Origin of the sequence: Lysinibacillus sp. NPDC097287, from assembly GCF_044761695.1 — a bacterium.
GTDB lineage: Bacteria > Bacillota > Bacilli > Bacillales_A > Planococcaceae > Lysinibacillus.
In genome coordinates, this window is record NZ_JBIWCX010000001.1 from 19,211 (window position 1) to 42,436 (window position 23,226).

The window sequence follows — 23,226 nt, forward strand, 5'->3', positions numbered from 1 at the left end:
GGTTATCATCATAACTTAATGTTGATTTCCGTTCCGGCTGGGCGCTTTCCAGGGACGCTAATCCCCTAGGAGTCGCCAGCCTCCACTCCAATCAACGAGCATTTTAAGATCAATACGCTCTAAAAATTAGATGTCAGCCCCGACTTTTGGTAAAAAATCAACATTAGTCTCTTTTAGACTTTTGTCCCCAGAATTGGTAGTAATTCGTTTCAATGAAGCCATTGAACAATTTACGTTTCTTCGTAGACTGACGACCATATAAATCTTCAAAGTTTTTCATCGAAGATAACATATAGACAGACCATGTTGGATGATTTTTCATTACTTGTCCTAAATCACGAATGACTTGCTCCACGACTTCCACATCACCAATACGTTCACCGTATGGTGGGTTACCGATCATGACACCATCCGTTAGGCTAGTTGTGAAATCACGTGCTTGCATTTGTTTGAACGTAATAATATCTCCGAAGCCCGCTTCTAGTGCGTTTTCTTGTGCAATACTAACCATACGATGGTCAATATCCGTTCCGATAATTTCAATTGGTTGATCGTAATTTGCTATGCTATCAGCTTCGTCACGAACAGCTTCCCAAATTTTAGCCTTCATCCATGGCCACTCTTCTGAGATGAACTCACGATTATAGCCTGGTGCAATATTTTGACCGAACATTGCTGCTTCAAGGGCAATTGTCCCTGAACCACAAAACGGGTCAACAAATGGACGATTTGGGTTCCATTTTGAAATTTGTATAAGCGCTGCGGCTAATGTTTCTTTTAACGGTGCTTCCCCTTGTGATTGACGGTAACCACGTTTGTGAAGACCAACACCTGATGTATCAATAGTTAGCGTAGCCACATCTTTTAAAATTGAAACCTCAATTTTGTAAGTAGCACCAGATTCATCTAAAAACCCGATACGTTTGTAATGTTGCTTCAATCGTTCAACAATTGCTTTTTTCGTAATTGCTTGGCAATCCGGAACACTAAATAATTTTGATTTCACAGATTTACCCGAAACTGGGAATGCTGCATCAACCGGTAAATATTTCTCCCATGGAAGTGCCTTCACGCTTTCGAATAATTGTTCAAACGAAGTGGCAGGGAATTGTCCTACGACGATTTTCACACGGTCTGCTACGCGTAACCATAGATTCGCACGAGCAATAGCCGTTTCGTCTCCCTCAAAGTATACCTTGCCATTATCGACTGTTGTTTCATAGCCTAGTGCTTGCACCTCTTGTGCCACGATTGCTTCTAGACCCATTGCAGATGTTGCTACTAATTTATATTGTGCCATACTTTATTTCCTTCCTTGGTGTTCATTTTCCCAAAACTCAATAAACTCAAGTAATTCGTGCATTGGTAAAGGCTTACTGTAGTAAAACCCTTGAATAATATCACAATTCATCTTCCTTAGTATATCCACTTGTTGCGATTGTTCTACACCTTCTGCCACGACTTTCATTTTTAAGCGGTGCGACATTTGAATGATTGCATCGACGACAGCTTGTTTTTCATCAAGCGAACAAATATGTTGAATAAAGCTACGGTCAATTTTCAAGCAGTCGAGCGGGAATCGAACCAGATAACTTAATGATGAATACCCTGTACCAAAATCATCAATTGAAATTTTAAAGCCAAGTTGTTTCAATCTGACAAGCTTGCTTACAGTTTCAGTCGCACTATTCATCACTGTACGCTCGGTTACTTCAATTTCAAAATTACTTGCAGGCGTATTATGATGTTCTAAAATAGATTGTATTGATTCTAAGAAGTTTTGTTGCTTAAAATGTATACTTGATACGTTAATAGCAATTGGCATATTTTTTCCGTGTTTTTGTAATTCAATTACTGCTTCACACGCTTTATTAAAAATAATTTCACTTAATGGAATAATCAGCCCTGTTTCTTCAGCATACGGAATAAATTCAGCTGGTGAGACGAAGCCTAATTTTTTATTGTTCCAGCGAACTAATGCCTCTAGACCTTGAATTGACTGTTTCTCTAAGTCAATTTTCGGTTGGAAAAACAATTCAAAATCATGATTTTCGATGGCTTTACGTAATTCAGCATCTAAAAGCAGAACACGTTGTGAGTCTGTATGTAGACCATCGAAATAAAATGCATAGCCATTTCGCCCATTTTTCTTTGAATATGTCATTGCCTTATCCGCACAGTGAATTAACTCTTCCGCCAATTCTCCGTCCTTTGGATACATGCTAATACCTATACTTGTAGAGATAAAAATATCCTGACCGTTAATATTCATTGGTTGTTCAATGACACTAATAATCTGATCAGCGAAGTTTGCTGCTTCTCTTGCATTTTTCACATTTGTTAGCGTAATGATAAATTCATCGCCGCCATATCTAGCAATAATATCTTTGTTTTTAAGTAATGTTTGAATTCTTTTTGCTGTTTCAATAAGAATCGTATCACCACTAGCATGTCCTAAAGTATCATTAACTAATTTAAAACGATCTAAATTTAAGACGTATACTGCATGTTGCACTGAATGAGAAATAGTAGAAGTCGACTCTATTAAGCTAGTCATTCTCTCGATATAGGCAAATCGATTTGATATGTCCGTTAATGAGTCTGTTAATAAACTTTTCTCCAGTTCAATTTCTGCTGTCTTTCTTTCGGACAAATCAGTAAAAATACCACAATAATTTGTGATTTCTCCCTCGTCGTTGGTTACACCAACTATTGATAACCACTCAGGATAGACATCTCCCATTTTCCGACGATTCCAAATCTCACCTTGCCAAATTCCATCTTGTCGTATTTTTTCCCACATACTTATATAAAAAGGTAGCTCATGTATACCTGATTGTAAAACCGCTGGAGATTTCCCAATTACTTCGTCTCTTTTGTAGCCTGTAACGAATTCAAATGCAGGGTTCACCATCACAATTTTTTTATACTTATCAGTGATCATAATGCCTTCCGATACATTTTCAAATATTTTTGTCATTAATGCAGTAGGATATTTTGAAATCGAATTTAGCTTATCAAGGCTAGTACGATCATTTACAACGTTCATGTTTTGGCTCCATCCCATCTCGTTTGCTACCTTCATTTAAAAAAATGCTAAAATGCCCGCTTACCCCTAGTTTTGAAAAACGCCACCTCTTGTGGCATTGCAGACAGATGTTTTTGTACCAACAGAAATATGTCATAGGTACATCACTAACATCATGTCAGCATCAATTTCAAGGGGTGACGCTTTCACTTAGACATCAATTGGAAGTTTTTAACTTTTATTCTATTACAAAAGAAAAGCTCTCCACCTAATTGGAGAGCGCTTGATAACAAATAGGTAAACATCAAAAAATTCAGTAAGCCATGTTTTGTTCCCGAGTACTCAAACAGCTTACGCCTCGTACAGCCGGGTAGTAATCATCTATCTACGAGAGCATTCTCTCGTCCCTCCATCCGTTCAATTCCTTCAGGAGAGTGCCCCTACCATAATTTGGGTTTCTCACTCGTGGGGTTTACCTCGTTCCACCTTGCATGTTTCCAAGCAAGCTTCGTCACTGTGGCACTTTCAGGAAGTTTCAACCATATCACAAAGACTTAGGTTTTCCTTCCGCCGTCAGCTTTTAGGCTGCCTTACCTTATTTTTTCAGTAAGCACGAACACTACGGTCATCGCAGAACCGTGTGAGCATGGACTTTCCTCTACGACGTCTAGCGTCGCAGCGATTACTCGAATTTCATGATGATAACGATATTATACTAGAAAATGTTGAGTAATACAACATATCTGCAAAAATTATTCGTACAACTTGCTACCAAATACATGTTTTTCCAAATTAGAAAGTCGTTTCAAAATATCAAAATTTGTTGTGCCATTAGCAGGTGCAACACTTTGTTTTTTCGGTGTAGTTTCAACTTCTTCTTTTAATTGTCGGTTCTCTTCTCTTAACTGGGCCACTACTTTTTCGAACGTTTCATAGTCCTGAATTATTTCATCAAGAAATGAATCGACTTCTTCTACATTGTAACCTTTAAAATTTTTCTTAAATTCTTTTTCAAGAATCATTTTTGACGTTAATTTAATGTCCATTCACATCGCCCTTCCTTACACAGTACATCACGGATACATTATAGCATATTTTATATAAATATATCGTTCAAAACCTTATTAAAACGCTAAACTTGTCGTATTTTGCGCTTCCCCGGGAAATTATTTTTTATTCTCTAACCGTAGAAGCCGTTTTTTAAATAAAATTTCCCATTTCTGCTTTTGCTCTTCAAGTAATTCCTCCGAGGTTGCGACTAGTTCAATGGCTTGCATCGCGTAACTTCTCGCTTGATGAAAATCTTTTATTTGATGTTCATAGAGCATTGCTAACTGCTCTAGTGCCTGTAATTTCTTCCGTGAGTCTACAAAATGTATTGACGCTACAAAGGCATCAATGGCTTCATTAAATTGTTTGTTTCTTTTTAATTGAAAGGCTAAATGAAATTGGGCATCTCCGGCTTCTAGCGCATTGAACTGTGAAGTCACCTTTTCTAAAACCTGGACACTTTTGGCGCCCTCTTTTAAATCCGCATACCATTTCCCAATATTCGTGTACGTTTTTGCCGACTCGTCATCCATTTCTTCGAATAACAGGTTTGTAGAATGTACATAGAGTGTAATGAGCGACAGCAAATCCCATTCATTATGCAATAGAACTTTCATCAGTGCATCTGGTATACCACTTTTAACAGCATCTAAATAAATGATTGGAGCTAAATAACCTGGAATATCTCCGTTTCGCAAAAATCCAAGCTTTTCTTCCTCAACAGATTTTAGCTTCATGCGCTCCATATCATTTTTCCATAAACGCTTCGAACTATGCAGTAAATCGATTTGGCGCTGCGCACGTAATTTCGGTAACACTTTTTGATTGAGTGTCCAACGTGTTTCAAGCTGTGGCCAATCAAAACTCTTACCATTATACGTAACAACCGTCGCTGTTTTTTGCCACAGTCTCGATTCAAATAACAATGCCGCTTCATGAGCCGGATCTGCTAATACATATTGCGTCAGCACAAAATCCTCTTCAGTCACTTCTAAAAAACCAAGTAAAAAAATTTGCGTGCCCACACCTTTTAATCCTGTCGTTTCCGTATCAAAAAATAACACATTCTCTTCTACATCTAATGCGTATGGATGTGAAAAATCAGCGTGTTGCCATTTGGCCACAGCGTTGAAAAATTCCTGTAACTGATAATGTCCATGCTGATATGTTCGTGGAAAGTGGACCTCTCGCAAAAAGACAATGCCATATTCATTGTCAATTCGTTTTAAACCAGCTTGCTCCCACTTTGATGTGTAGCTAGGGATTTCAGGTTTTTGAAATGCTGGTTTTTGTTCGTTTGCTTTAGGTTTTTCAGTTTTTTTACCGAGCATTTTTTTCATTTGTAGTATTTTATTTTCGTAAGACATTATTATCACTCATTTTCTGCTAATAAAGTGCGTAGAACGTGTAAGACTCTTCCTTTTGCCTGCTGTAAACTGTCTTGCGCACCGATGCAGGAAGGACAGCCTCCCTCACATGCACAGCTAGCTACATGGTGCTTTGTTTTAAGCAGTAGTTCTTCCCATAAATCATACACCTTTTCACTTAATCCAATGCCACCTGGATATTTATCATACACAAAAAACGTAGGCGCTTCATTATGTGTCGCTTTCACTTGCGGCACAACTGCCACATCGCTACTATCACATTGGATAAATAGTGGTATAAATGCATTCATGGCATACGCTGCACCTGTCATGGCATCCGTTAACTCCGCTTCCGACCATTTTTCTGGCGCTTTAAAGGACAACCACGATGAACTTGTATGCATTTCATCTGGTGGTAAATGAATAGGTCCTGAGCCAATATTATCGTGTGTACCAAATCGAATTTTTTTAAAAATCGTCGCCTGAGCCACAAGCCCGACATCACCAAAGCTAATCGTACCTCCATGATAATCACGGCTGCGGTCTTCCTCAAGCACCTTCATTTCCACTGCTAAATTGGCATCTGTGTAATAATCCACATCGACTTCACGCACAAAAGCCTTTTTCTCTTCCCAATCTAACTTCTCTACCTGATATTGTACCCCTTGATGTAAATAAATCGCTTCCTCATGAAGTAATGTCATGGCACTATGACGATCCATTTCCCCAATCACTTTCGTCTGTGCGGGCACGGTCATATCAATAATCACCACATTTTCCTGCGAAGCCGAACGAAGGCTAATATCATGCGCTGGGAAACGATCACTCATCCAATGCCATTTATCACTCGTCTTAAATACAACGCCCTCTTCAGCTAAATAATCGAGCAATTCCTGAATTTCATACTCTCCATAAGGATCATTTACTGAAAAAGGTAATTCAAATGCCGCACATTTTAAATGGTCCATTAAAATTAACATGTTTTCAGGATAAATACGTGCCTCTTCTGGCGCACTACCGAGTAAAAATAACGGATGCTGGACGACATACTGATCAAGCGCAGTCGACTGTGCCACATAAATTATCAGTGCTTCGTCTTGGCGACGCCCCGCACGTCCAGCTTGTTGCCATGCACTTGCAATATTTCCCGGGTAACCTGTCATGATACATGCTTGTAATTGGCCAATATCTACACCAAGTTCCAATGCATTTGTACTGACAACCGTTTGAATAGACCCATCACGCAGACCACGTTCAATAACGCGACGCTCTGACGGCAAATAGCCTCCACGATAGCCGCGCACTGACTCATCCATTAGTTTATTACGTGTAAGTTCCTTTAAATAAGTCACAATCATTTCCACTCGCACACGACTCTTTGCAAAAATAATCGTTTGAATACCTGCTGTATATAATCTTTTTGCTAAATCACTGACTTCTAGAACTGCACTACGTCGGACACCGAATGTTTTATGGACGATCGGTGGGTTGTAAAACAAAAATGTTTTTTTCCCGACAGGTGCACCTGAATCGGCTATTAATGCATGTGTTTCATTCGTAAGTTTTTCTGCTAGCTCTTTTGGATTTTTAATCGTAGCAGACGTACAGATAAACAGGGGCTTACTGCCATAAAATTCGCAAATACGCTTTAGCCTGCGAATAACATGCGCCACATGCGAACCAAATACACCTTTATATGTATGCAACTCATCAATGACGATATACTGCAAATTTTCAAAGAGTGATACCCATTTTGTATGATGCGGCAAAATACCTGAATGTAGCATATCCGGGTTGGTCATGACAATGTGACCTGCCTTACGTACTTTCTGACGAATGCCTGGTGCTGTATCACCATCGTACGTATAGCTTAAAATGTCTTCCCCCGTCTGTTCAATCAGGTCATTCAGATCATTTTTTTGATCTTGAGCCAGTGCCTTTGTCGGAAATAAATAAATCGCACGCGCATTTTTGTCTTCTAATATCTTTTGTAATACGGGTAAGTGGTAGCAATATGATTTCCCAGAAGCAGTTGGTGTGACCGCAGTAAACGATTGCCCATTGTTTGCTAAATCAAATGCTTCTCGCTGATGCGTATAGAGCTGCCTTATGCCACGTGTGTGAAGTGCTTTGATAAGCGAAGGGTGCAACGTTTCAGGAAAAGGAGCAAGTTTTGCCTCACGCCCATCTAACGTGTGCCAATGTAAAATACGCTCTTTTATTTCCTCATCATAGCGCCACTCGTTTAGCAGTTCACTAATCGTCCGTTTTTTCGACAGCATCACGATTTCCCTCCTCTATTAAATTGTAAAAGTTCTTTATTGTATAGGAAGTGGAATGTGTCGCATCGAGAAAACGTTTTTTACTTGTTTCCTTATAAAAGGATTGCACAACAAATTGCTCCATCGATTCCACCGCTGAAGCAATTTGTTGTGAATGCATATATTTAGGACGATTTTCTTTGATCCAAACATCTGCTTGTTGCTGCCAGTCTTTTAGTAATGCATGTATTTTGTCAGCATGCGGTTTTACCTCTTGAAAAAAATCTGGTGCGCGGTCTTCCTCACGCATTTTCCAAAATCGTTCTACACATTTTGTACATTCATCTATTAAAATTGAAGTTTGTTCTATTAATAACATACACTTGCACCTCATTTAGTTTCGAATTCTATATGAGGTTAGTGTACCAAAGTCTAGCGTTTTTCACTACTGTTAGGCGAACAAGCATTCTTTACTTGCCTTCCCTTTTCTGCTAAGCTTACTTTCTGATTTAGTGATTCAATTTGCACAAAAAATTGCATGCTGTGTACGTTGCTTTCCAATGATACTCTCGTTAAAAGTAATTGATTGACGAAATCCAACTGTGCAACTAGTTGTTCCAATTTCTTCAACATACCGCCCCCTTTTTCTTATGTACTTGTATTCCGCACATGTATAAAATTACCTTCATGTGTGACAAAATAAGTGAAAGTTGGAGCAAAGAAGAATTAATTCGCTAAATATTTTATAATTCAGTTCCCCTCTATACAATTGGCTATATCTACCACATATATAAGTGGGTGACTTGTACTGAATCATGTTAAAATATCGTGTATAATAGCAAGTATTATAGAAGGTGATTATAAGTGACAATTCGCTATCCAAATGGGAAGGTATACACGCCGCAAACGCCTATTTCTAAAGCTGAGAAGACAGAAAAGGAAAAAGACTATTCCTTTAGTAATCGAGGGAAAACATTAGAAGATGAAATCGATGAAGCTAACGCTTATTATCTTAACAAGCGACTTGCCATAATTCACAAGAAACCTGTTCCCGTACAAATCGTCAAAGTAGAGTATCCATCAAGAAGTGCAGCTGTTATAAGGGAAGCTTATTTTCGAACACCCTCGACAACAGACTATAATGGGGTGTGGAACGGGTATTATGTCGATTTTGATGCAAAGGAAACCTCATCTAAAACGAGTTTTCCATTAAAAAATATTCACACACATCAAATGACACACATGCAGCAAGTTACGGAGCAATTAGGTGTGGCCTTTATAATCATGCGCTTTTCAGCACTTGAGCGCTATTTTATCGTGCCATTTGAAGTTTTACAAAAAGCCTGGAGTGCTATGGAAAAAGGTGAACGTAAATCGATTCCGCTGACACAGATTGAGCAAGAAGCTTATGAAATTCAGACAAGCTACTATCCAAGAATCGACTATTTAAAAGTTTTACAGCGGTTCATCGAATCTAAAGACTAGGTTTTGAAAGTGAGGAGATTAAAAAATGACTGAACGTCGTCAAACACGCGGAGACCTTAAAAAGGCCCGCGCTAGAAAAAATAAAAAGGATACACCAAAAACACCATCAAAAAATTGGCTAAAACGCATTTTCTTAACGGTACTATTTTTAGGAGTGGCTGGCTTAGTAGCCGGGGCTGGTTTATTTGCTTTTTATGCAAGTACAGCACCTGAACTCGATGAGGAACTATTAAAAGACCCCGTTTCCTCTGAGTTTTACGATAAAAACGGGGAAAAATTCGCGACAATTGGTGCTGAAAACCGAGAATATGTGAAATTTGAAGATATACCCAAATCTATGGTAGATGCAGTGCTTGCCACAGAAGACGTACGATTTTTTGAACACCATGGTCTAGATTTTTATCGACTAGGTGGCGCCATTCTTGCCAACATACGTGAAGGCTTTGGTGCTCAAGGAGCTTCCACACTTACACAACAAGTTGTCAAAAACTCGTTTTTACAAAATGAGAAAAAATTAAAACGTAAAGCACAAGAAGCTTGGCTTGCATTCCAGCTTGAGCGCAAATATTCAAAAGAAGAAATTTTCGAAATGTACTTCAACAAAGTACTAATGTCAGGCCGTATATACGGAATTGGCACAGCTGCGAAATACTTCTATGGAAAAGAATTAAGTGAATTATCTTTAGATGAAGAAGCAATGCTTGCTGGAATGATGCAATTGCCTAATGCTTACAACCCAATTAAAAACCCTGAGCGTGCCGAAAAACGTCGTAACATCGTATTAAGCTTAATGGTGCAGCATGGGAAGATCACTAAAGCCGAAATGGAAGAAGCAAAAGCTGTTGATATTCAAGCAGGTCTTGCTGATGAAGAGACACGCCAAGCATTTGCAGGCACAAAATATGATGCATTCTTGGATATTGTCCAAGACGAGCTTGAAGAAAACGGTGACGGTTCAGCAATGGCTGAAGGGATTAAAGTTTACACAACACTTGATCCTAAAGCACAACAAGTAGTTGAAGGCATTATGAATGATGATCGCAACTTCCCAACAGAAAACATTCAATCTGGCATTGGTGTTGTTGATACAAAAACAGGTCAAATTTTAGCTGTCGGTGGTGGTCGTAACTACGGCGCAGAACGTGGCTTTAACTATGCAGATGACTTAACACAAAACCACCCAGGTTCTGCGATGAAACCTTTACTCGATTACGGTCCTGCCATTGAATATTTAAAAATGTCAACAGGTCAAACAATTGTCGATGAACCTATGAACTATACTAACTCAAAACAAACCATTAGAAACTGGGATTTAAAATATATGGGTACTATGTCTGTACGTAAAGCCCTATATGCTTCACGTAATGTCCCTGCTGTAAAAGTGTTTAAAGAAGTCGGTGCTGAAAAAGCGAAAGAATTTATCAGTGGTTTAGGGATTGATGCTAAAAATGTGTACGAGGCCGATGCAATCGGTGGTGGAGCTATTACGATGTCTCCGATTCAAATGGCTGCTTCTTACGCTGCTTTTGGGAATAACGGCGTATACAATGATCCTCATGCCATTACAAAAATTGTTTACCGTGATGGTAAAACATCAAAAGACTATACACCAAAGCCAAATGTAGCGATGAGTGATTACACAGCATATATGGTGACGGATATGCTTCGTGACGTTGTTAGTAACAAACCTGACGCGTCTGCACCATCTGCACGTATATCAGGTTTAGATATCGCTGGTAAAACTGGTACGACCAACTATTCAAATGACGAATTTAACAAATACAATTTACCAAGTACAAGTGTGCCAGATTCTTGGTTTGCTGGTTACACAACGAACTACTCTATCGCTATTTGGAGTGGTTATGAAAAACGCTCTGAGCCTATCACAACTTGGGATGAACGACGTTTACCACAATATCTATTTAAGGATATTATGAGCGAGTTATCTAAAGACGTCGAAACAGCCCGTTTCAAAAAACCAAGTTCTGTTGTAGAAGCAACAATCGAAATTGGCACAAATCCATTAAAATTAGCGAGTGAATTTACACCTGTTGAAAAACGTCAAACTGAGTTATTTGTGCGCGGTACTGAGCCTACTGAAGTGTCAAGCGAGTACGAAGAAAAAACAATTCCTGCGCCTTATAATGTAAAAGCAGACCTAGACTTAGGTGGGCAATCGATCAGTGTTGATTGGTCTTACGATCCTATATTTGATGAAGAAACGAACGAACTAGTGCCTGTAACATTTGAAGTAACTGCTACACTTGAAGATGGAAAAACAGAAACACTTGGCACGGCAGATGATAACGGACTAACAGTAGCCAATACGCTTTCTGAGGGTAAATATACCATTTCTGTCGTAGCTGTTGCTGAAGATGTGCGAAGTGAACCAGGTACAGCTTCAATTGAAGTTACAAGCATTACTGAGGAAGAATTAGAACCTGTAGAACCTGAGACACCGGATTTAGGAATACCTTTACCACCTGAAGAAAATGAAGGTGGTAATAACAACGGTAATCAAGGTAATGGTAATAATAACGGCAATCAAGGTAATGATAACAATAACGGTAACGGCAATAATAACGGAAACCAAGGCAACGGAAACAACAATGGCAATGGAGGCAGTAACGGAGGCAATAATGACGGTCAACCCGGTACAACTCCACCAACACCGCCAATACAACCTTCCAATCCGAATGAAGATGAGGATGAAACAGTCGAATAACGTTAAAGCGGGGCAGCATCTAGTGATGGCTGCCCTGCTTTTTTGTTGGAATTCTGGTTTTTATCCGTCACTTTTTATGTTCTATCCGTCACTTCCGATGGTCTATCCGTCACATTTACCTTTCTATCCGTCACTTCTCTAATTCTATCCGTCTCACACTCTTCCTCAATTAAAAAAGCAGCTACTTTTAAAAGTAGCTGCTCTCTCTTTCTATTTCTTAGCCGCCTGTAATCGTAAGCGCGCGGTGCGTTTTTTCGTTTCTTTAAATAACTCATCAAGCTGACGATAGCATGCATATTGCCCTGGTTTAGTCTTAATAAAGGCTAGACGCTCTGCTCCATTAATCGGCATCACCTCATAGGTTTCGGAAGGGTCCAGTGCCATTTCACTCGCGTCCGCACTGTCTATCAGCAGACGTTCAAATAAAACAATCGCTTCTTCCATCAAGCCTTTTGCTTCGCCGTTTCGAGCATCGTGAGCAGTATGAATGCGTGCCTCTAATGCTTCCCATTCTGCAAACCAAGCATCGACGATCTCTTTTGAAATTGCTTCTACACGAAAACCGATCATACTTCTTTCACCAAACCTTTTTTCAAACGCTTTTGTCCCTCACGGCAATCCGGTAATAATGGGCATGCATGACAGCCAGGGTTTTGCGCCTTGCAGTGATAACGTCCAAAGAAAATTAACTGGTGATGTGTTTTCGACCATTTTTCAATAGGCGTTTTTTTCATAATCGTTTCTTCGACTTCTAGAACCGAATCCTTCCACCTGCATAACCCTAAACGCTTTGAAACACGTTCTACATGCGTATCAACTGCAAGTGCTGGCACATCAAAAGCAACAGACAATACAACATTGGCTGTTTTACGCCCGACGCCTGGTAACGTCACAAGTGCCTCACGACTAGCCGGAATTTCCCCTCCGTATTCAACGAGCAATCGCTCACATAGTAATTGAATATTTTTCGCCTTATTGCGATACAAGCCAATTGAACGAATATCTTGCTGTAATTCCTCTAATGGCACTGCTAAATAATCTTCTGGCTTCTTATACTTTTGGAATAATGTTTTTGTAACCTTATTAACAAGAACGTCCGTGCACTGTGCTGAAAGAAGAGTCGCAATAGTTAATTCAAACGGATTTTCATGAACAAGCTCACAATGTGCATCGGGAAACATACGATCCATCTCAGCTAAACAATGCTCCCACTGCTTTTTCGTTAACATTCTAGACCAACCCCTACTCTCTCTCTTCTAGCCAGTTATAAAACTGTACTTTGTTTGTCGACTGTGTTTCCTGCTGTGGTGCATGACCCGGCTGACGATTGAAGCTTTGTTTTTCACGAAATTGCTCACTTTGAATTTGTGCAGCTTTCGGTGTCGAAATATTTTTCTTTTTCCATTCCAGTAAAATACGGTCAATATAACGAATGCTCATTTTGCTAGCAAATACCGCTTCTTTCAACGCCTCTTTAATCAGTGCTGGACTATGCTTGTCCTCATCTAACCACGAACCGATTTTTTCAAGCTCTAAAGGAGATAAAAGACGACCCATCTCTTCTTCAAATAAACGGAATATCTCTCCCTCTTCTTGACGCAATGAAACAGCAGATTGCTTTTGTTCTTTCATTTCAATCAGCTGCATGATGCGCTCCCAAAGTGGGTAAACCGAATATTTTTCATATAATTTTCCGCTTTCATCGACATCACGTGTAATTTCGAGAAAGCCCTTTTGCATGAGGCGTTGTAAACGAGTTGAAATTTCATTATCAGACATCGATAAGCGGCTCGTTAAATCATTCGGTGTTGGGAAGCTGTTCCCCTCCATATGAAAGGCAAGTAAATGTATGACAATGAGTGCTTCCTCATCCTCAATATTTAACTCCTTATAAAACTGAAAAAAAAGCTGAGGAACAGTAACATTCCTCTGCTCAGTCCACGTGCGGAGCCGGTTATTATTAGTATTCATTTATGCATGACTCCTTCTCTATCAATTACACCTTTTGCGTAATTGTACTTGCCAAAGTTAGTAAAAGCCGCGTAGCCAACATGCTCACTACGCGACTTTTTAATGTGTGTGTATTCTCTAACCTATTATGGGTAAAGACGATTTAATAAACGTGGGAATGGAATTGTTTCACGAATATGTTCTGTTCCTGAAATCCATGCCACTGTTCGTTCTAATCCAAGACCGAAGCCTGAATGTGGTACAGAGCCCTGTTTACGAAGCTCTAAATACCATGCATACGCATCTAAAGATAAATTATGTTCTGCAAGACGAGATTTAAGTAAATCATAGTCATGGATACGCTCAGAACCACCGATAATTTCGCCGTAACCTTCTGGTGCGATTAAGTCAGCACAAAGTACAACGTCGTCACGATCTGGATGTGGTTGCATGTAGAACGGTTTGATGCCTACTGGGTAGCAAGTGATGAATACAGGTTTGTCAAATGAATTGGCAATCGCTGTTTCATGCGGTGCACCGAAATCATCGCCCCATTCAATATCATTAAAACCTTGTTCATGTAATAGTTTAATCGCATCATCATAAGATATACGTGGGAATGGCGCTTTGATATTTTCAAGTGTTGAAGTATCACGTCCAAGACGCTCTAACTCTATCTTGCAGTTAGCTAAAACTGATTGCACGATATGAGAAACGTATTGTTCTTGCACTTCTAAGTTTTCTTCAAATTCAACAAAAGCCATTTCCGGCTCGATCATCCAGAACTCGATTAAATGACGACGAGTTTTTGATTTTTCGGCACGGAATGTTGGACCAAATGAGAATACTTTCCCTAATGCCATCGCAGCCGCTTCCATATAAAGCTGACCAGATTGAGAAAGATACGCATCTTCGTCAAAATATTTTGTAGCGAATAGCTCTGAAGTACCTTCAGGAGCCGATCCCGTTAAAATTGGTGGGTCCATTTTTGTAAAACCGTTGTCGTTGAAAAATTCATACGTTGCACGAATGATTTCGTTACGGATTTTCATCACCGCATGTTGCTTACGAGAACGTAACCATAAATGACGGTTATCCATAAGGAATTCTGTTCCATGCTCTTTAGGTGTAATCGGGAAATCTTGTGCCGCATGAATCACTTCAATACCTGTTACAGCAAGTTCGCAGCCAAAGCTTGAGCGTTCGTCTGCTTTTACTTCACCTGTAATGTACATAGAAGTTTCTTGTGACATACCTTTTGCAATTGCAAAAATTTCTTCGCCTACCTCTTCTTTGACAACAACGCCTTGTACAAAGCCTGAACCATCACGAAGTTGTAAGAAGGCAATTTTACCACTTGAACGTTTGTTAGATAACCAAGCACCTAACTTTACAGTTTCTCCGATATGCTTTGGCATATCTTGAATCATAATTTTTTTCATATAGGTCCTCCAAAGTTGTTTAGAAGGATTAGTCTTGCCATTTTGATTTTACAAAAGTATCAATACGACGGACTGCTTCTTCTAATAATTCTAAAGATGTAGCATAAGATAATCGCATTGTAGTAGGTGTACCAAAGCCAGAGCCTGGAATCACTGCTACGTTTGCTTCTGTTAAAATGTCTGCTGCAAATGCATCTACTGAATCATAACCAGTTTTCTCCATAGCTTCTGCTACGTCTGGGAACAAGTAAAATGCACCTTGTGGTTTTAATACTTTGAAACCAGGAATTGCACTAAGTTGTGGATAGATTTCTTCAAGACGAGTTTCGAATGCTTGGCGCATTTCTTCTACAGTGTCTTGAGACCCATTATATGCTTCCACTGTTGCATATTGTGCCGTTGTTGTTGCATTTGAAGTGGAATGTGATGCAAGGTCTGTCATTGGTTTAATAATTTCTGCATCCCCAGCAGCATATCCGATACGCCAGCCTGTCATAGAGTGAGATTTTGCTACACCATTTACTACAATTGTACGTGCTTTCACTGCGTCAGAAACTTTAGCAATAGAATAATGCTCAATACCATTGTATACAAGCTTCTCATAAATTTCATCTGACACGATTAAAATATCTTTTTCTTCTGCTACAGCTGCTAATTCAGCTAGTTCTTCACGAGAGTAAATCATACCTGATGGGTTACTTGGTGAGTTGATGATCACAGCTTTTGTTTTATCCGTCACAGCTGCACGTAATTGGTCAGCTGTAATTTTGTAGCCTTGTTCACGTGTACCTTCAACATAAACTGGTACACCGCCAGCCAATTTCACTTGTTCTGGATATGATACCCAGTATGGGATTGGGATGATGACTTCATCGCCCTCATTTAAAATTACTTGGAATAAAGTATAAAGAATGTGTTTCGCACCAACACCCACGATAACTTCATTTGGTTTATATGTAAGGCTATTATCGCGTTGTAGTTTGTCAATGATTGCTTTTTTAAGTACTGGAAGACCGCCAGCAGGAGTATATTTTGTATGGCCTTTTTCCATTGATTCAATAGCAGCGTCTAAGATATTGCGTGGTGTGTTAAAGTCTGGTTCACCAGCACCTAAGCCGATTACGTCAATGCCTTGTTCCTTTAATTCCTTTGCCTTTGCAGTAATGGCTAAAGTTGAAGATGGTGTTAAAGTTTTTACACGGTTAGCTAATAAATTTTTCATACGGAATCTACTCCTCTTATAAGTTCTTAATGCGTTTCCACCAATCGCCGTCCTCAAACAAAATATAGACATAGTTTAGCTTGTCTTCATTGTTTAAGTACGTAACTTCCCACACGGCACCAGGCTCTTCATAGCCCAATTTCATGTGTAGAACTTTTTGTACATTTCCTTCATTTTTCAAAACCGATAATGCTTCCTTTTCCGTAATACCATCCTTTAAAAACACTTCCTGAATCGAATCCTCTTCTAGATTCGTCGGAACAAAGACAGCCTTTTGATCACCATATTCGTCTACCCCGAAAACAGTGACATACGAATTTTTACCATTATACGTGTAAGACTCCGAGACAATTGCGAGGGCTTTGGCATCGAGTGCCAACTGTTCAGCCTGTTCTTCAATTGAATGGAAGGGAGCCTCAGCTTTCCAGAGTACTAAAACAGCAATGACAAGTGACAAAGAAAAGGTAAAAACAGAAATGAAAATCAACCAGTTTTTCATACATTCACCTTATATTCTAAATCGAGCACTTCACCGAACAAATTCGCTCGATCTTTTTGAGTGTCAATAACTGATAGTAGTCCAATTTTGCTTTTCATTTTTGCCAACCTGCTTTCTTTCCTCATACCACAACATTATACACCAAATTAGTGCTGTCGTGTTTCCTAATTTCATATATTGTACGTTGATACACCAACGTTTTCAAATGATTCGAGCAACTTTTTCTACTTTTTTCTATTCTTCAAAAAATGATAGCCTTTTCATCATAAACTTTCTTCTATTTAATATGCATTTTTTAAGATTCCAGGTGTATTAATTAACCAATTTCTAGCATTACCATTAAAGTGGTAGGTTGATTTCCGCTACGGGATGCTCGCTTTCCGCGAGCAAGCACCGACCCGCTTGCATTCGTCTTAGATAAGAACCTGGAGCGAGCTAGCGAGTGAAGCGGCTCATCATACGCCCCCCGGAAAGCGTCCAGCTGGAACGGAAATCCCCTATTCGTGATGGTGAATTCCTTTTACTACACCCAAATAAATTCATAATGCGCCCAGTTGCATAATTGTTTTCGCCCATATTATTAAGTGTACAAAAAAATTCGTTAATGAATAAAGAAGGAAGTGAGCTTTTTGTATAAAGATGTAAATCCATCTGACCCAAATACAATTCCTAAATTTGTAGATCAACTACAAAAGCCGACTATTGCTAGATCTAGGAATAATAATGGCTATCCTAGAAACTCTTATTATGAATTACAAATGAAAGAAGCACGACATCGTTTCCATAAACATTTCCGAATGACTACCATTTGGGGATATGATGGGCTCTGTCCTGGACCTACAATCGAGGCTGAAAAAGACCAAACAACCTATGTGAAATATAATAACCGATTACCGACAAAACATTTTCTTCCCGTAGATTTCACCCTTCACAGTGCCAATGATTCACAAGAAGTAAGAACCGTCGTGCACTTACACGGGGCAAATGTTGACTGGGAAAGCGATGGTAATCCCGAGTCTTGGTACAGTAGAGATTATATCCATACAGGTCCAAAATTCAAAAGAGAGGTACATGAATATACAAATCATCAGCCTGGCACAACAATGTGGTACCATGACCACACAATGGGTATCACAAGGCTGAATGTTTATGCTGGGTTGGCAGGCTTTTACCTTCTTCGCGATTCGCTCGAAGAACGGCTACAGCTTCCATGTGGCCCCTATGAAATTCCGTTAATGATTCAGGACCGCTCCTTTAATGAGGACGGCTCGATTTTTTATCCAGATGCACCACCATTCCCTGTTCCTGTACACCCATCAATCACACCCGGATTTGTTGGCAATACAATCACTGTGAATGGAAAAGTGTGGCCTTATTTAAGTGTAGAGCCTAGAAAATATCGCTTCCGTATAGTGAATGCTTCTAATAGAAGGGGCTATGTTTTAAGTCTCTCAAACGAACAACCACTGATTCAGCTCGGGACAGATGGAGGTTTCTTAGCGGAGCCTATCATTATCAATTCCATTGAACTACTGCCAGCGGAAAGAACTGATATCATAGTTGATTTTTCAAATCTCGAATGCCAAGAAATCACATTAGTAAATACAGATACAGAGTTCCCGGGAGAACATACAAGTATCGTCTTGCAGTTTAGAGTTGACCTTCCATTGAAAGGCGAAGATACAAGCCTAATACCAGAGAGACTGGCTGAATCGATGGATTTACATGAACACCATGCCCATATCCAACGAGACTTACCGTTAAGTGCCACTTTAGATAATTTCGGCCGACCAATGCTGCTCTTGAATGGTCGGATGTACCATGAACCTACAACGGAAAAACCTTCTCTTGATAGCATTGAAGTTTGGAATATTATTAATGTAACCCCCTTCCCTCACCCCATTCATGTACACTTAGTCCAGTTTAAAATCCTTGAACGCCGCCCATTTAATGTAGAGCTTTATCAAAACGAAGGAAAACTTGAGTATACTGGTGACCCAGAGGAACCACGAGACTATGAGCGCGGTTGGAAAGATACCGTTAAAACGGATGCAGGCATGGTCACAAAAATTATTATGCATTGGAAAGAACATACCGGTCATTACATGTGGCATTGTCATTTCCTAGAGCACGAAGACCACGACATGATGCGGCCTATACTCGTCATCAAAGATGTTCACCCCGTGCAGCAGCCACATGCAGTTCAAGAGCACGCTACTGATACACCTAATGTCACTACCGCTCCACTCATCAATACACAACAAACGAAAGTTCCGCCTATCGAACCTCAAGATACGAAAATCCCAACTACTACACTTGAGGACACAGCAGAACCACACGAAGATAACGCAGGTAACACTAAGACCAAACTTTCTAAGTATCTGCAATATCAATCGGTGAATCAACGTAATCCCACAACAAAAAAGCGAAATAAACGGCGATAATTTAGAAATGCCATTAAGATAAAGGTCCCTTTATTTTTGAGGGACCTTGTTTTTTACACCCAAAATTTTCATTACTTATATCCATCCACATAATCAAATTAACCATGATACAGCTACACTAACAGTTAACAATGACCTAAAAGTTACGTTAATCAATTATAGTCATAGAACAATTTTTTTTAGCATTCTTCGCCCTCAGCACTTTTCCAGATCCGATTTGTCACTAAAGTCATTAACAACATTGCAAAACCAACAAACAAAAGGGATTTTAGTGGCAGCTAGTGGTTTTTCAACACTTACTTCTTATTTTCAGCGGTCGCTTGGTCTTTTTCAGCACTCAACGCCTTTTTTCAGCGGTTATTGTGGGTTTCGTCAATTGTAAATTCCTATGACTTCTTCTTTCAATTAGCAACTTTTTTAAAGTAATGATGAATTTTTTCTAATTTTTTCGTCTGTCTCCCTTTCGAACTCTCCATGTTGCCAAATTCAAAAAACTTCACCTTTTTAATACCAACAAAATTAAACAGAGCTTTTCTCATTAAAATTTTATGGGCATTATTCAGCCAAAAAAGTGGATATTTTGCAGGTCCCTTCATCGTAGAGACACAGACTACAGACTTTCCTGTCAGAAGCCCATCTGGAAACAGTCCTTTCTTATCCTTGTATGCGAAATTTGCAGCAAACAATTGATCAATATATCCCATAAGCATTGCAGGAGGTCTTCCCCACCAGATTGGATAAACAAAGACAATCTTATCGGCCCAAGTAATTTGTTCTCTGTATTTTTCTAATTCAGGATCACGATACATATCACGTCTACGTTTATGCTCGTTAAATTCTAAAAGTGGATTAAATTTTTCTTCATATAAATCTACGACTTGTAATTCCTTTATGTATGGATTTTCATTACACCCCTTAATGATTTCCTGTAAAAAAGCATAATTTAAACTTTTGTGATTTGGATACGTGTAAATAATTAACGTTTTCATGACATCCCCCATTACTTATCATTTGATAAGTAAATAATAATCCGGAAAGAAGTTAGTTGTCAATTGATAATTGTTTTATGATAAGTTTTTTGTTATCTTGTCTGTAAGAGGTGAAAATTATGGACAAAAAAGCCCTATTTAATAAATTCGTATCGTTTACAACTTCTGTTCACGAGGTTACACATGAATTAACACAAAACATAAAAACAGATGACATTACATCCGTTCAATATAAAATCCTTGAAAATATCAAAGTTAGTCAGCCTGTTACACCTTCTGAAATTAGTGAATGCATGCATATGTCTATGCCTAATACGAGCAGAGAATTAAAGAAATTATATGAAAAAAATTTAATAGAAAAGATAACGGACCAAGAAGATCGTCGAAAACAGTATATTCGTCTCTCATCAGATGGGGAGATTATGATGGATGACGCCTTTGCCACTATTGAATTTCGTTTCCAAAACCTTATACAAAAGCTTTCGGATGAAGATTTAGCAGAAATTGACCGTGCAATAGGTGTTTTGCAAAGAAAGGTATTTATACAATAAGTTCGGCAAACAAATCGCTGCTGCCTATTACGGAGCATTCCACCTCCATAACGCATCACCCACAACTTTGAACTATGTACCAAATATAATCTGTCACCCATTTCCGACTTCTTTAATAGTCTAGTACTGTATGGAAGGAGGTAGTTCAAGTGGGTAAAGTTTTCGAGAAGAGCTGGTTAGACGCGCAAGTAGGAACCCTTCCTATATGGCAACAAAACGCTTATCAAGCCTTCACTGAAATGGTAGCAAGTGATGAAAATATGTATCCGTGTGTTCCTGCACGACAAGGTTTTTTAATGAACCAACTTCGTTTTAGTTTTGTAGGGGATCCACGCAAAAATAATTCAGCAAAAGAACTTGCAGATTGTGTTAGGGAGTATGGGGAAATCGCACGTAATGCAGGGAAATATACGTCGCTAGCGGTTTTCTTTGAAACACCTGAAGAGGTAATTGAAAGCTATGATGTAGAGGATTATAGGAGGTTATTTTGGGACACTTTAAATAATATGACAGCTTTTGACGATAACAATTGGCCTGAAGATATTCCAATTGACCCCACACATCATACATGGGAATTTTGTTTCGACGAGGAACCTTATTTTGTTTTTTGTGCGACGCCTGCGCATAAGCGTCGAAAGAGTCGTCATTTCCCATCACTGTTACTAGCTTTTCAGCCGCGCTTTGTGTTTACGGAAATTAACGACTCTACAGTATTTGGTCGCAAATTAAAAACGCTGATTCGTCAGCGCATTTGTGACTATGATGGGATTCCAGGTCATCCCGATTTAAAATGGTATGGTCAAGAAGACAATCATGAATGGAAGCAGTATTTTTTAAGTGACGATGACCGTAGTGCCTCCAAATGTCCATTTCTAAGGATGCAACAGGCATCAATCGAGCTTCCCCTTTTTCACTTTTATAAAGGTAGCAATTCCTATAATAACGATGAAGGATAGACTTACATAAAATCCGAATCTACTTGTTTTTTCGCCTATCGTTCCCGATACAGTTACAACAATTAAAAGCATCCCAATGATCGTTTTCACTCGATTCCATTTCGATACCTTCATAAGTTTCAAGTACGTCACTAAAATAAATAGCCAATTATAAAGTAACATCAAACCTGCTGCTGTTATCATATATTCAAATATCTTTTCTGGCATGAAGAAGCCAATGAGGATGGTGATAAGTAATCCCGTTGTTATAAATAGAAATGCGGGTAGCGGCACTTTCAATTTCCCTTTTTTCGCTAAGAAGGCTGGAGCATCATGATCTTCTGCAAGCGAAGTTAATATCGTTAGCACGCCATATAACGAGGCAACCATTGTCGAGAAGCCTGCAATAATAAGGATACCATTGAAGATATCCGTCACATATGGCAGCTGAAAATTTTCAAGTGCTGTAATAAATGGACTTTCTTCTAATTTAAAGTTCTTCCAAGAAACAAGCGCCAACGCAAGACCAATGGACAAAATATAGATAATAGTTAGTCCAAGTATCATAATTCTACCTGCTTTAGGTGCTTGTTTTGGATCTTTTAAATTTATCACCATAAGCCCCATTACTTCAATTCCACCATAAGCGTAAAATGCATAAAGTAATGCCAACCAAATCCCACGATAACCCTCTGAAAAGAAATTTTTATAGGTATCTAGCATCGAATAGACGTCACTTGTTTGACCATTCATCCCTCTAGTGAAAATGACCACAGCTACAACAATGAACATCACAATAGCCGCCATCTTCATCATACCAAAAATATTTTGAAACTTTTCAAACCCTTTGACACCTGTAAGAATGACAAGCAAACTTAAAACAGCGAAAATCGATGTACCAATCCATAACGGTAGACCAGGAAACCAGAACTGTGTGAATATCCCCAACGCCATAAGCTGACTACCCATGATCAGCATTTCAGAAATTAAATAGACCCATCCATTGCTAAATCCGGCCCAACTGCCAAATGCTCTTTTAGCATAAGAACGAAAAGATCCTTTATCAGGATGATCAACAGACATCTTCACAAGAGCATCATAGACGATGTATGTGCCAATTGCAGCTAACAGAAAGACGACTAAAACAGCTGGCCCACTTTTCTTAATGGCCATACTTGAACCGAGGAAAAATCCTGTTCCGATTGTACACCCTACTCCGAGAAGAGAAAGCTGCCACCACAGCATACTACCTTTGGTTGTTTTTGATTCCATTTGGAT

At 39.2% G+C, this 23,226-nt stretch carries 20 protein-coding genes and 1 other RNA gene; 5 read left to right on the forward strand and 16 right to left on the reverse strand.

Annotation, left to right across the window (positions count from 1 at the left end):
- Positions 1–163: 163 nt before the first annotated feature.
- The 8 genes from ACIQ2D_RS00085 to ACIQ2D_RS00120 form a co-directional block, all read right to left on the reverse strand.
- Complete coding sequence (locus ACIQ2D_RS00085) at positions 164–1,300, reverse strand: THUMP domain-containing class I SAM-dependent RNA methyltransferase (protein WP_402857540.1); 1,137 nt, start codon at positions 1,298–1,300, stop codon at positions 164–166.
- Between the two features lie 3 nt (positions 1,301–1,303).
- Positions 1,304–3,049, reverse strand: coding sequence for an EAL domain-containing protein (locus tag ACIQ2D_RS00090; protein WP_402857543.1), 1,746 nt, complete (start codon positions 3,047–3,049; stop codon positions 1,304–1,306).
- Between the two features lie 291 nt (positions 3,050–3,340).
- Positions 3,341–3,722, reverse strand: an RNA gene (rnpB, locus tag ACIQ2D_RS00095) — RNase P RNA component class B.
- Positions 3,723–3,780: 58 nt separating this feature from the next.
- Entirely contained in the window at positions 3,781–4,074 is a 294-nt protein-coding gene (gpsB, locus tag ACIQ2D_RS00100; protein ID WP_402857546.1) for a cell division regulator GpsB, read from the reverse strand.
- 120 nt (positions 4,075–4,194) lie between these two features.
- Positions 4,195–5,445 (reverse strand): ribonuclease H-like domain-containing protein, encoded by a 1,251-nt coding sequence (locus ACIQ2D_RS00105; RefSeq protein WP_402857549.1) that lies wholly within the window; start codon positions 5,443–5,445, stop codon positions 4,195–4,197.
- 5 nt (positions 5,446–5,450) lie between these two features.
- Positions 5,451–7,727: a DEAD/DEAH box helicase gene (locus ACIQ2D_RS00110; RefSeq protein WP_402857552.1), complete on the reverse strand. Its 2,277-nt coding sequence runs from the start codon at positions 7,725–7,727 to the stop codon at positions 5,451–5,453.
- Entirely contained in the window at positions 7,702–8,085 is a 384-nt protein-coding gene (locus ACIQ2D_RS00115) for a YppE family protein (RefSeq protein WP_402857555.1), read from the reverse strand. The genes ACIQ2D_RS00110 and ACIQ2D_RS00115 overlap by 26 nt, the downstream gene beginning before the upstream one ends.
- 53 nt (positions 8,086–8,138) lie before the next feature.
- Positions 8,139–8,336, reverse strand: coding sequence for an endonuclease (locus ACIQ2D_RS00120; protein ID WP_402857558.1), 198 nt, complete (start codon positions 8,334–8,336; stop codon positions 8,139–8,141).
- Positions 8,337–8,570: 234 nt separating this feature from the next.
- Between ACIQ2D_RS00120 and recU the strand changes: the two genes are divergently transcribed.
- Positions 8,571–9,191 carry a Holliday junction resolvase RecU gene (gene recU / locus ACIQ2D_RS00125; RefSeq protein ID WP_402857561.1) on the forward strand — a complete coding sequence of 207 codons (621 nt, stop codon included), beginning with the start codon at positions 8,571–8,573 and terminating at the stop codon, positions 9,189–9,191.
- A gap of 25 nt (positions 9,192–9,216) precedes the next feature.
- Entirely contained in the window at positions 9,217–11,916 is a 2,700-nt protein-coding gene (locus tag ACIQ2D_RS00130) for a transglycosylase domain-containing protein (RefSeq protein ID WP_402857564.1), read from the forward strand.
- A gap of 210 nt (positions 11,917–12,126) precedes the next feature.
- Here the strand turns inward: ACIQ2D_RS00130 and ACIQ2D_RS00135 are convergent, their stop codons facing one another.
- The 6 genes from ACIQ2D_RS00135 to ACIQ2D_RS00160 form a co-directional block, all read right to left on the reverse strand.
- The gene (locus ACIQ2D_RS00135; protein ID WP_402857567.1) at positions 12,127–12,486 is read right to left on the reverse strand and encodes a YpoC family protein; all 360 of its coding nucleotides are present in this window, start codon (positions 12,484–12,486) and stop codon (positions 12,127–12,129) included.
- Positions 12,483–13,145: an endonuclease III gene (nth, locus tag ACIQ2D_RS00140; protein ID WP_402857570.1), complete on the reverse strand. Its 663-nt coding sequence runs from the start codon at positions 13,143–13,145 to the stop codon at positions 12,483–12,485. Before nth ends, ACIQ2D_RS00135 begins: the two co-directional genes overlap by 4 nt.
- A 13-nt stretch (positions 13,146–13,158) precedes the next feature.
- On the reverse strand, positions 13,159–13,887 hold the full coding sequence (locus tag ACIQ2D_RS00145) for a DnaD domain protein (RefSeq protein WP_402857573.1): 729 nt from the start codon (positions 13,885–13,887) through the stop codon (positions 13,159–13,161).
- Between the two features lie 125 nt (positions 13,888–14,012).
- Positions 14,013–15,308: an asparagine--tRNA ligase gene (gene asnS / locus ACIQ2D_RS00150; RefSeq protein WP_402857576.1), complete on the reverse strand. Its 1,296-nt coding sequence runs from the start codon at positions 15,306–15,308 to the stop codon at positions 14,013–14,015.
- Between the two features lie 28 nt (positions 15,309–15,336).
- Positions 15,337–16,530, reverse strand: coding sequence for a pyridoxal phosphate-dependent aminotransferase (locus tag ACIQ2D_RS00155; RefSeq protein WP_402857579.1), 1,194 nt, complete (start codon positions 16,528–16,530; stop codon positions 15,337–15,339).
- A 16-nt stretch (positions 16,531–16,546) separates the two neighbouring features.
- On the reverse strand, positions 16,547–17,029 hold the full coding sequence (locus ACIQ2D_RS00160; RefSeq protein WP_402857582.1) for a cell wall elongation regulator TseB-like domain-containing protein: 483 nt from the start codon (positions 17,027–17,029) through the stop codon (positions 16,547–16,549).
- 629 nt (positions 17,030–17,658) lie between these two features.
- Here ACIQ2D_RS00160 and ACIQ2D_RS00165 point away from each other — a divergent pair.
- Positions 17,659–19,473 (forward strand): multicopper oxidase family protein, encoded by a 1,815-nt coding sequence (locus tag ACIQ2D_RS00165; protein ID WP_402857585.1) that lies wholly within the window; start codon positions 17,659–17,661, stop codon positions 19,471–19,473.
- Between the two features lie 401 nt (positions 19,474–19,874).
- Here ACIQ2D_RS00165 and ACIQ2D_RS00170 read toward each other — a convergent pair whose 3' ends face one another.
- Positions 19,875–20,462: an NAD(P)H-dependent oxidoreductase gene (locus ACIQ2D_RS00170; RefSeq protein WP_402857588.1), complete on the reverse strand. Its 588-nt coding sequence runs from the start codon at positions 20,460–20,462 to the stop codon at positions 19,875–19,877.
- Positions 20,463–20,581: 119 nt separating this feature from the next.
- Here ACIQ2D_RS00170 and ACIQ2D_RS00175 point away from each other — a divergent pair, with 119 nt between their 5' ends.
- Positions 20,582–21,013 carry a MarR family winged helix-turn-helix transcriptional regulator gene (locus ACIQ2D_RS00175; RefSeq protein WP_402857591.1) on the forward strand — a complete coding sequence of 144 codons (432 nt, stop codon included), beginning with the start codon at positions 20,582–20,584 and terminating at the stop codon, positions 21,011–21,013.
- A 149-nt stretch (positions 21,014–21,162) separates the two neighbouring features.
- On the forward strand, positions 21,163–21,969 hold the full coding sequence (locus ACIQ2D_RS00180) for a YqcI/YcgG family protein (protein WP_402857594.1): 807 nt from the start codon (positions 21,163–21,165) through the stop codon (positions 21,967–21,969).
- Here the strand turns inward: ACIQ2D_RS00180 and ACIQ2D_RS00185 are convergent.
- A complete protein-coding gene (locus ACIQ2D_RS00185) occupies positions 21,904–23,220 on the reverse strand; it encodes an amino acid permease (RefSeq protein ID WP_402857597.1) in 1,317 nt (438 codons plus the stop codon). The genes ACIQ2D_RS00180 and ACIQ2D_RS00185 overlap by 66 nt on opposite strands.
- Between the last annotated feature and the right edge of the window lie 6 nt (positions 23,221–23,226).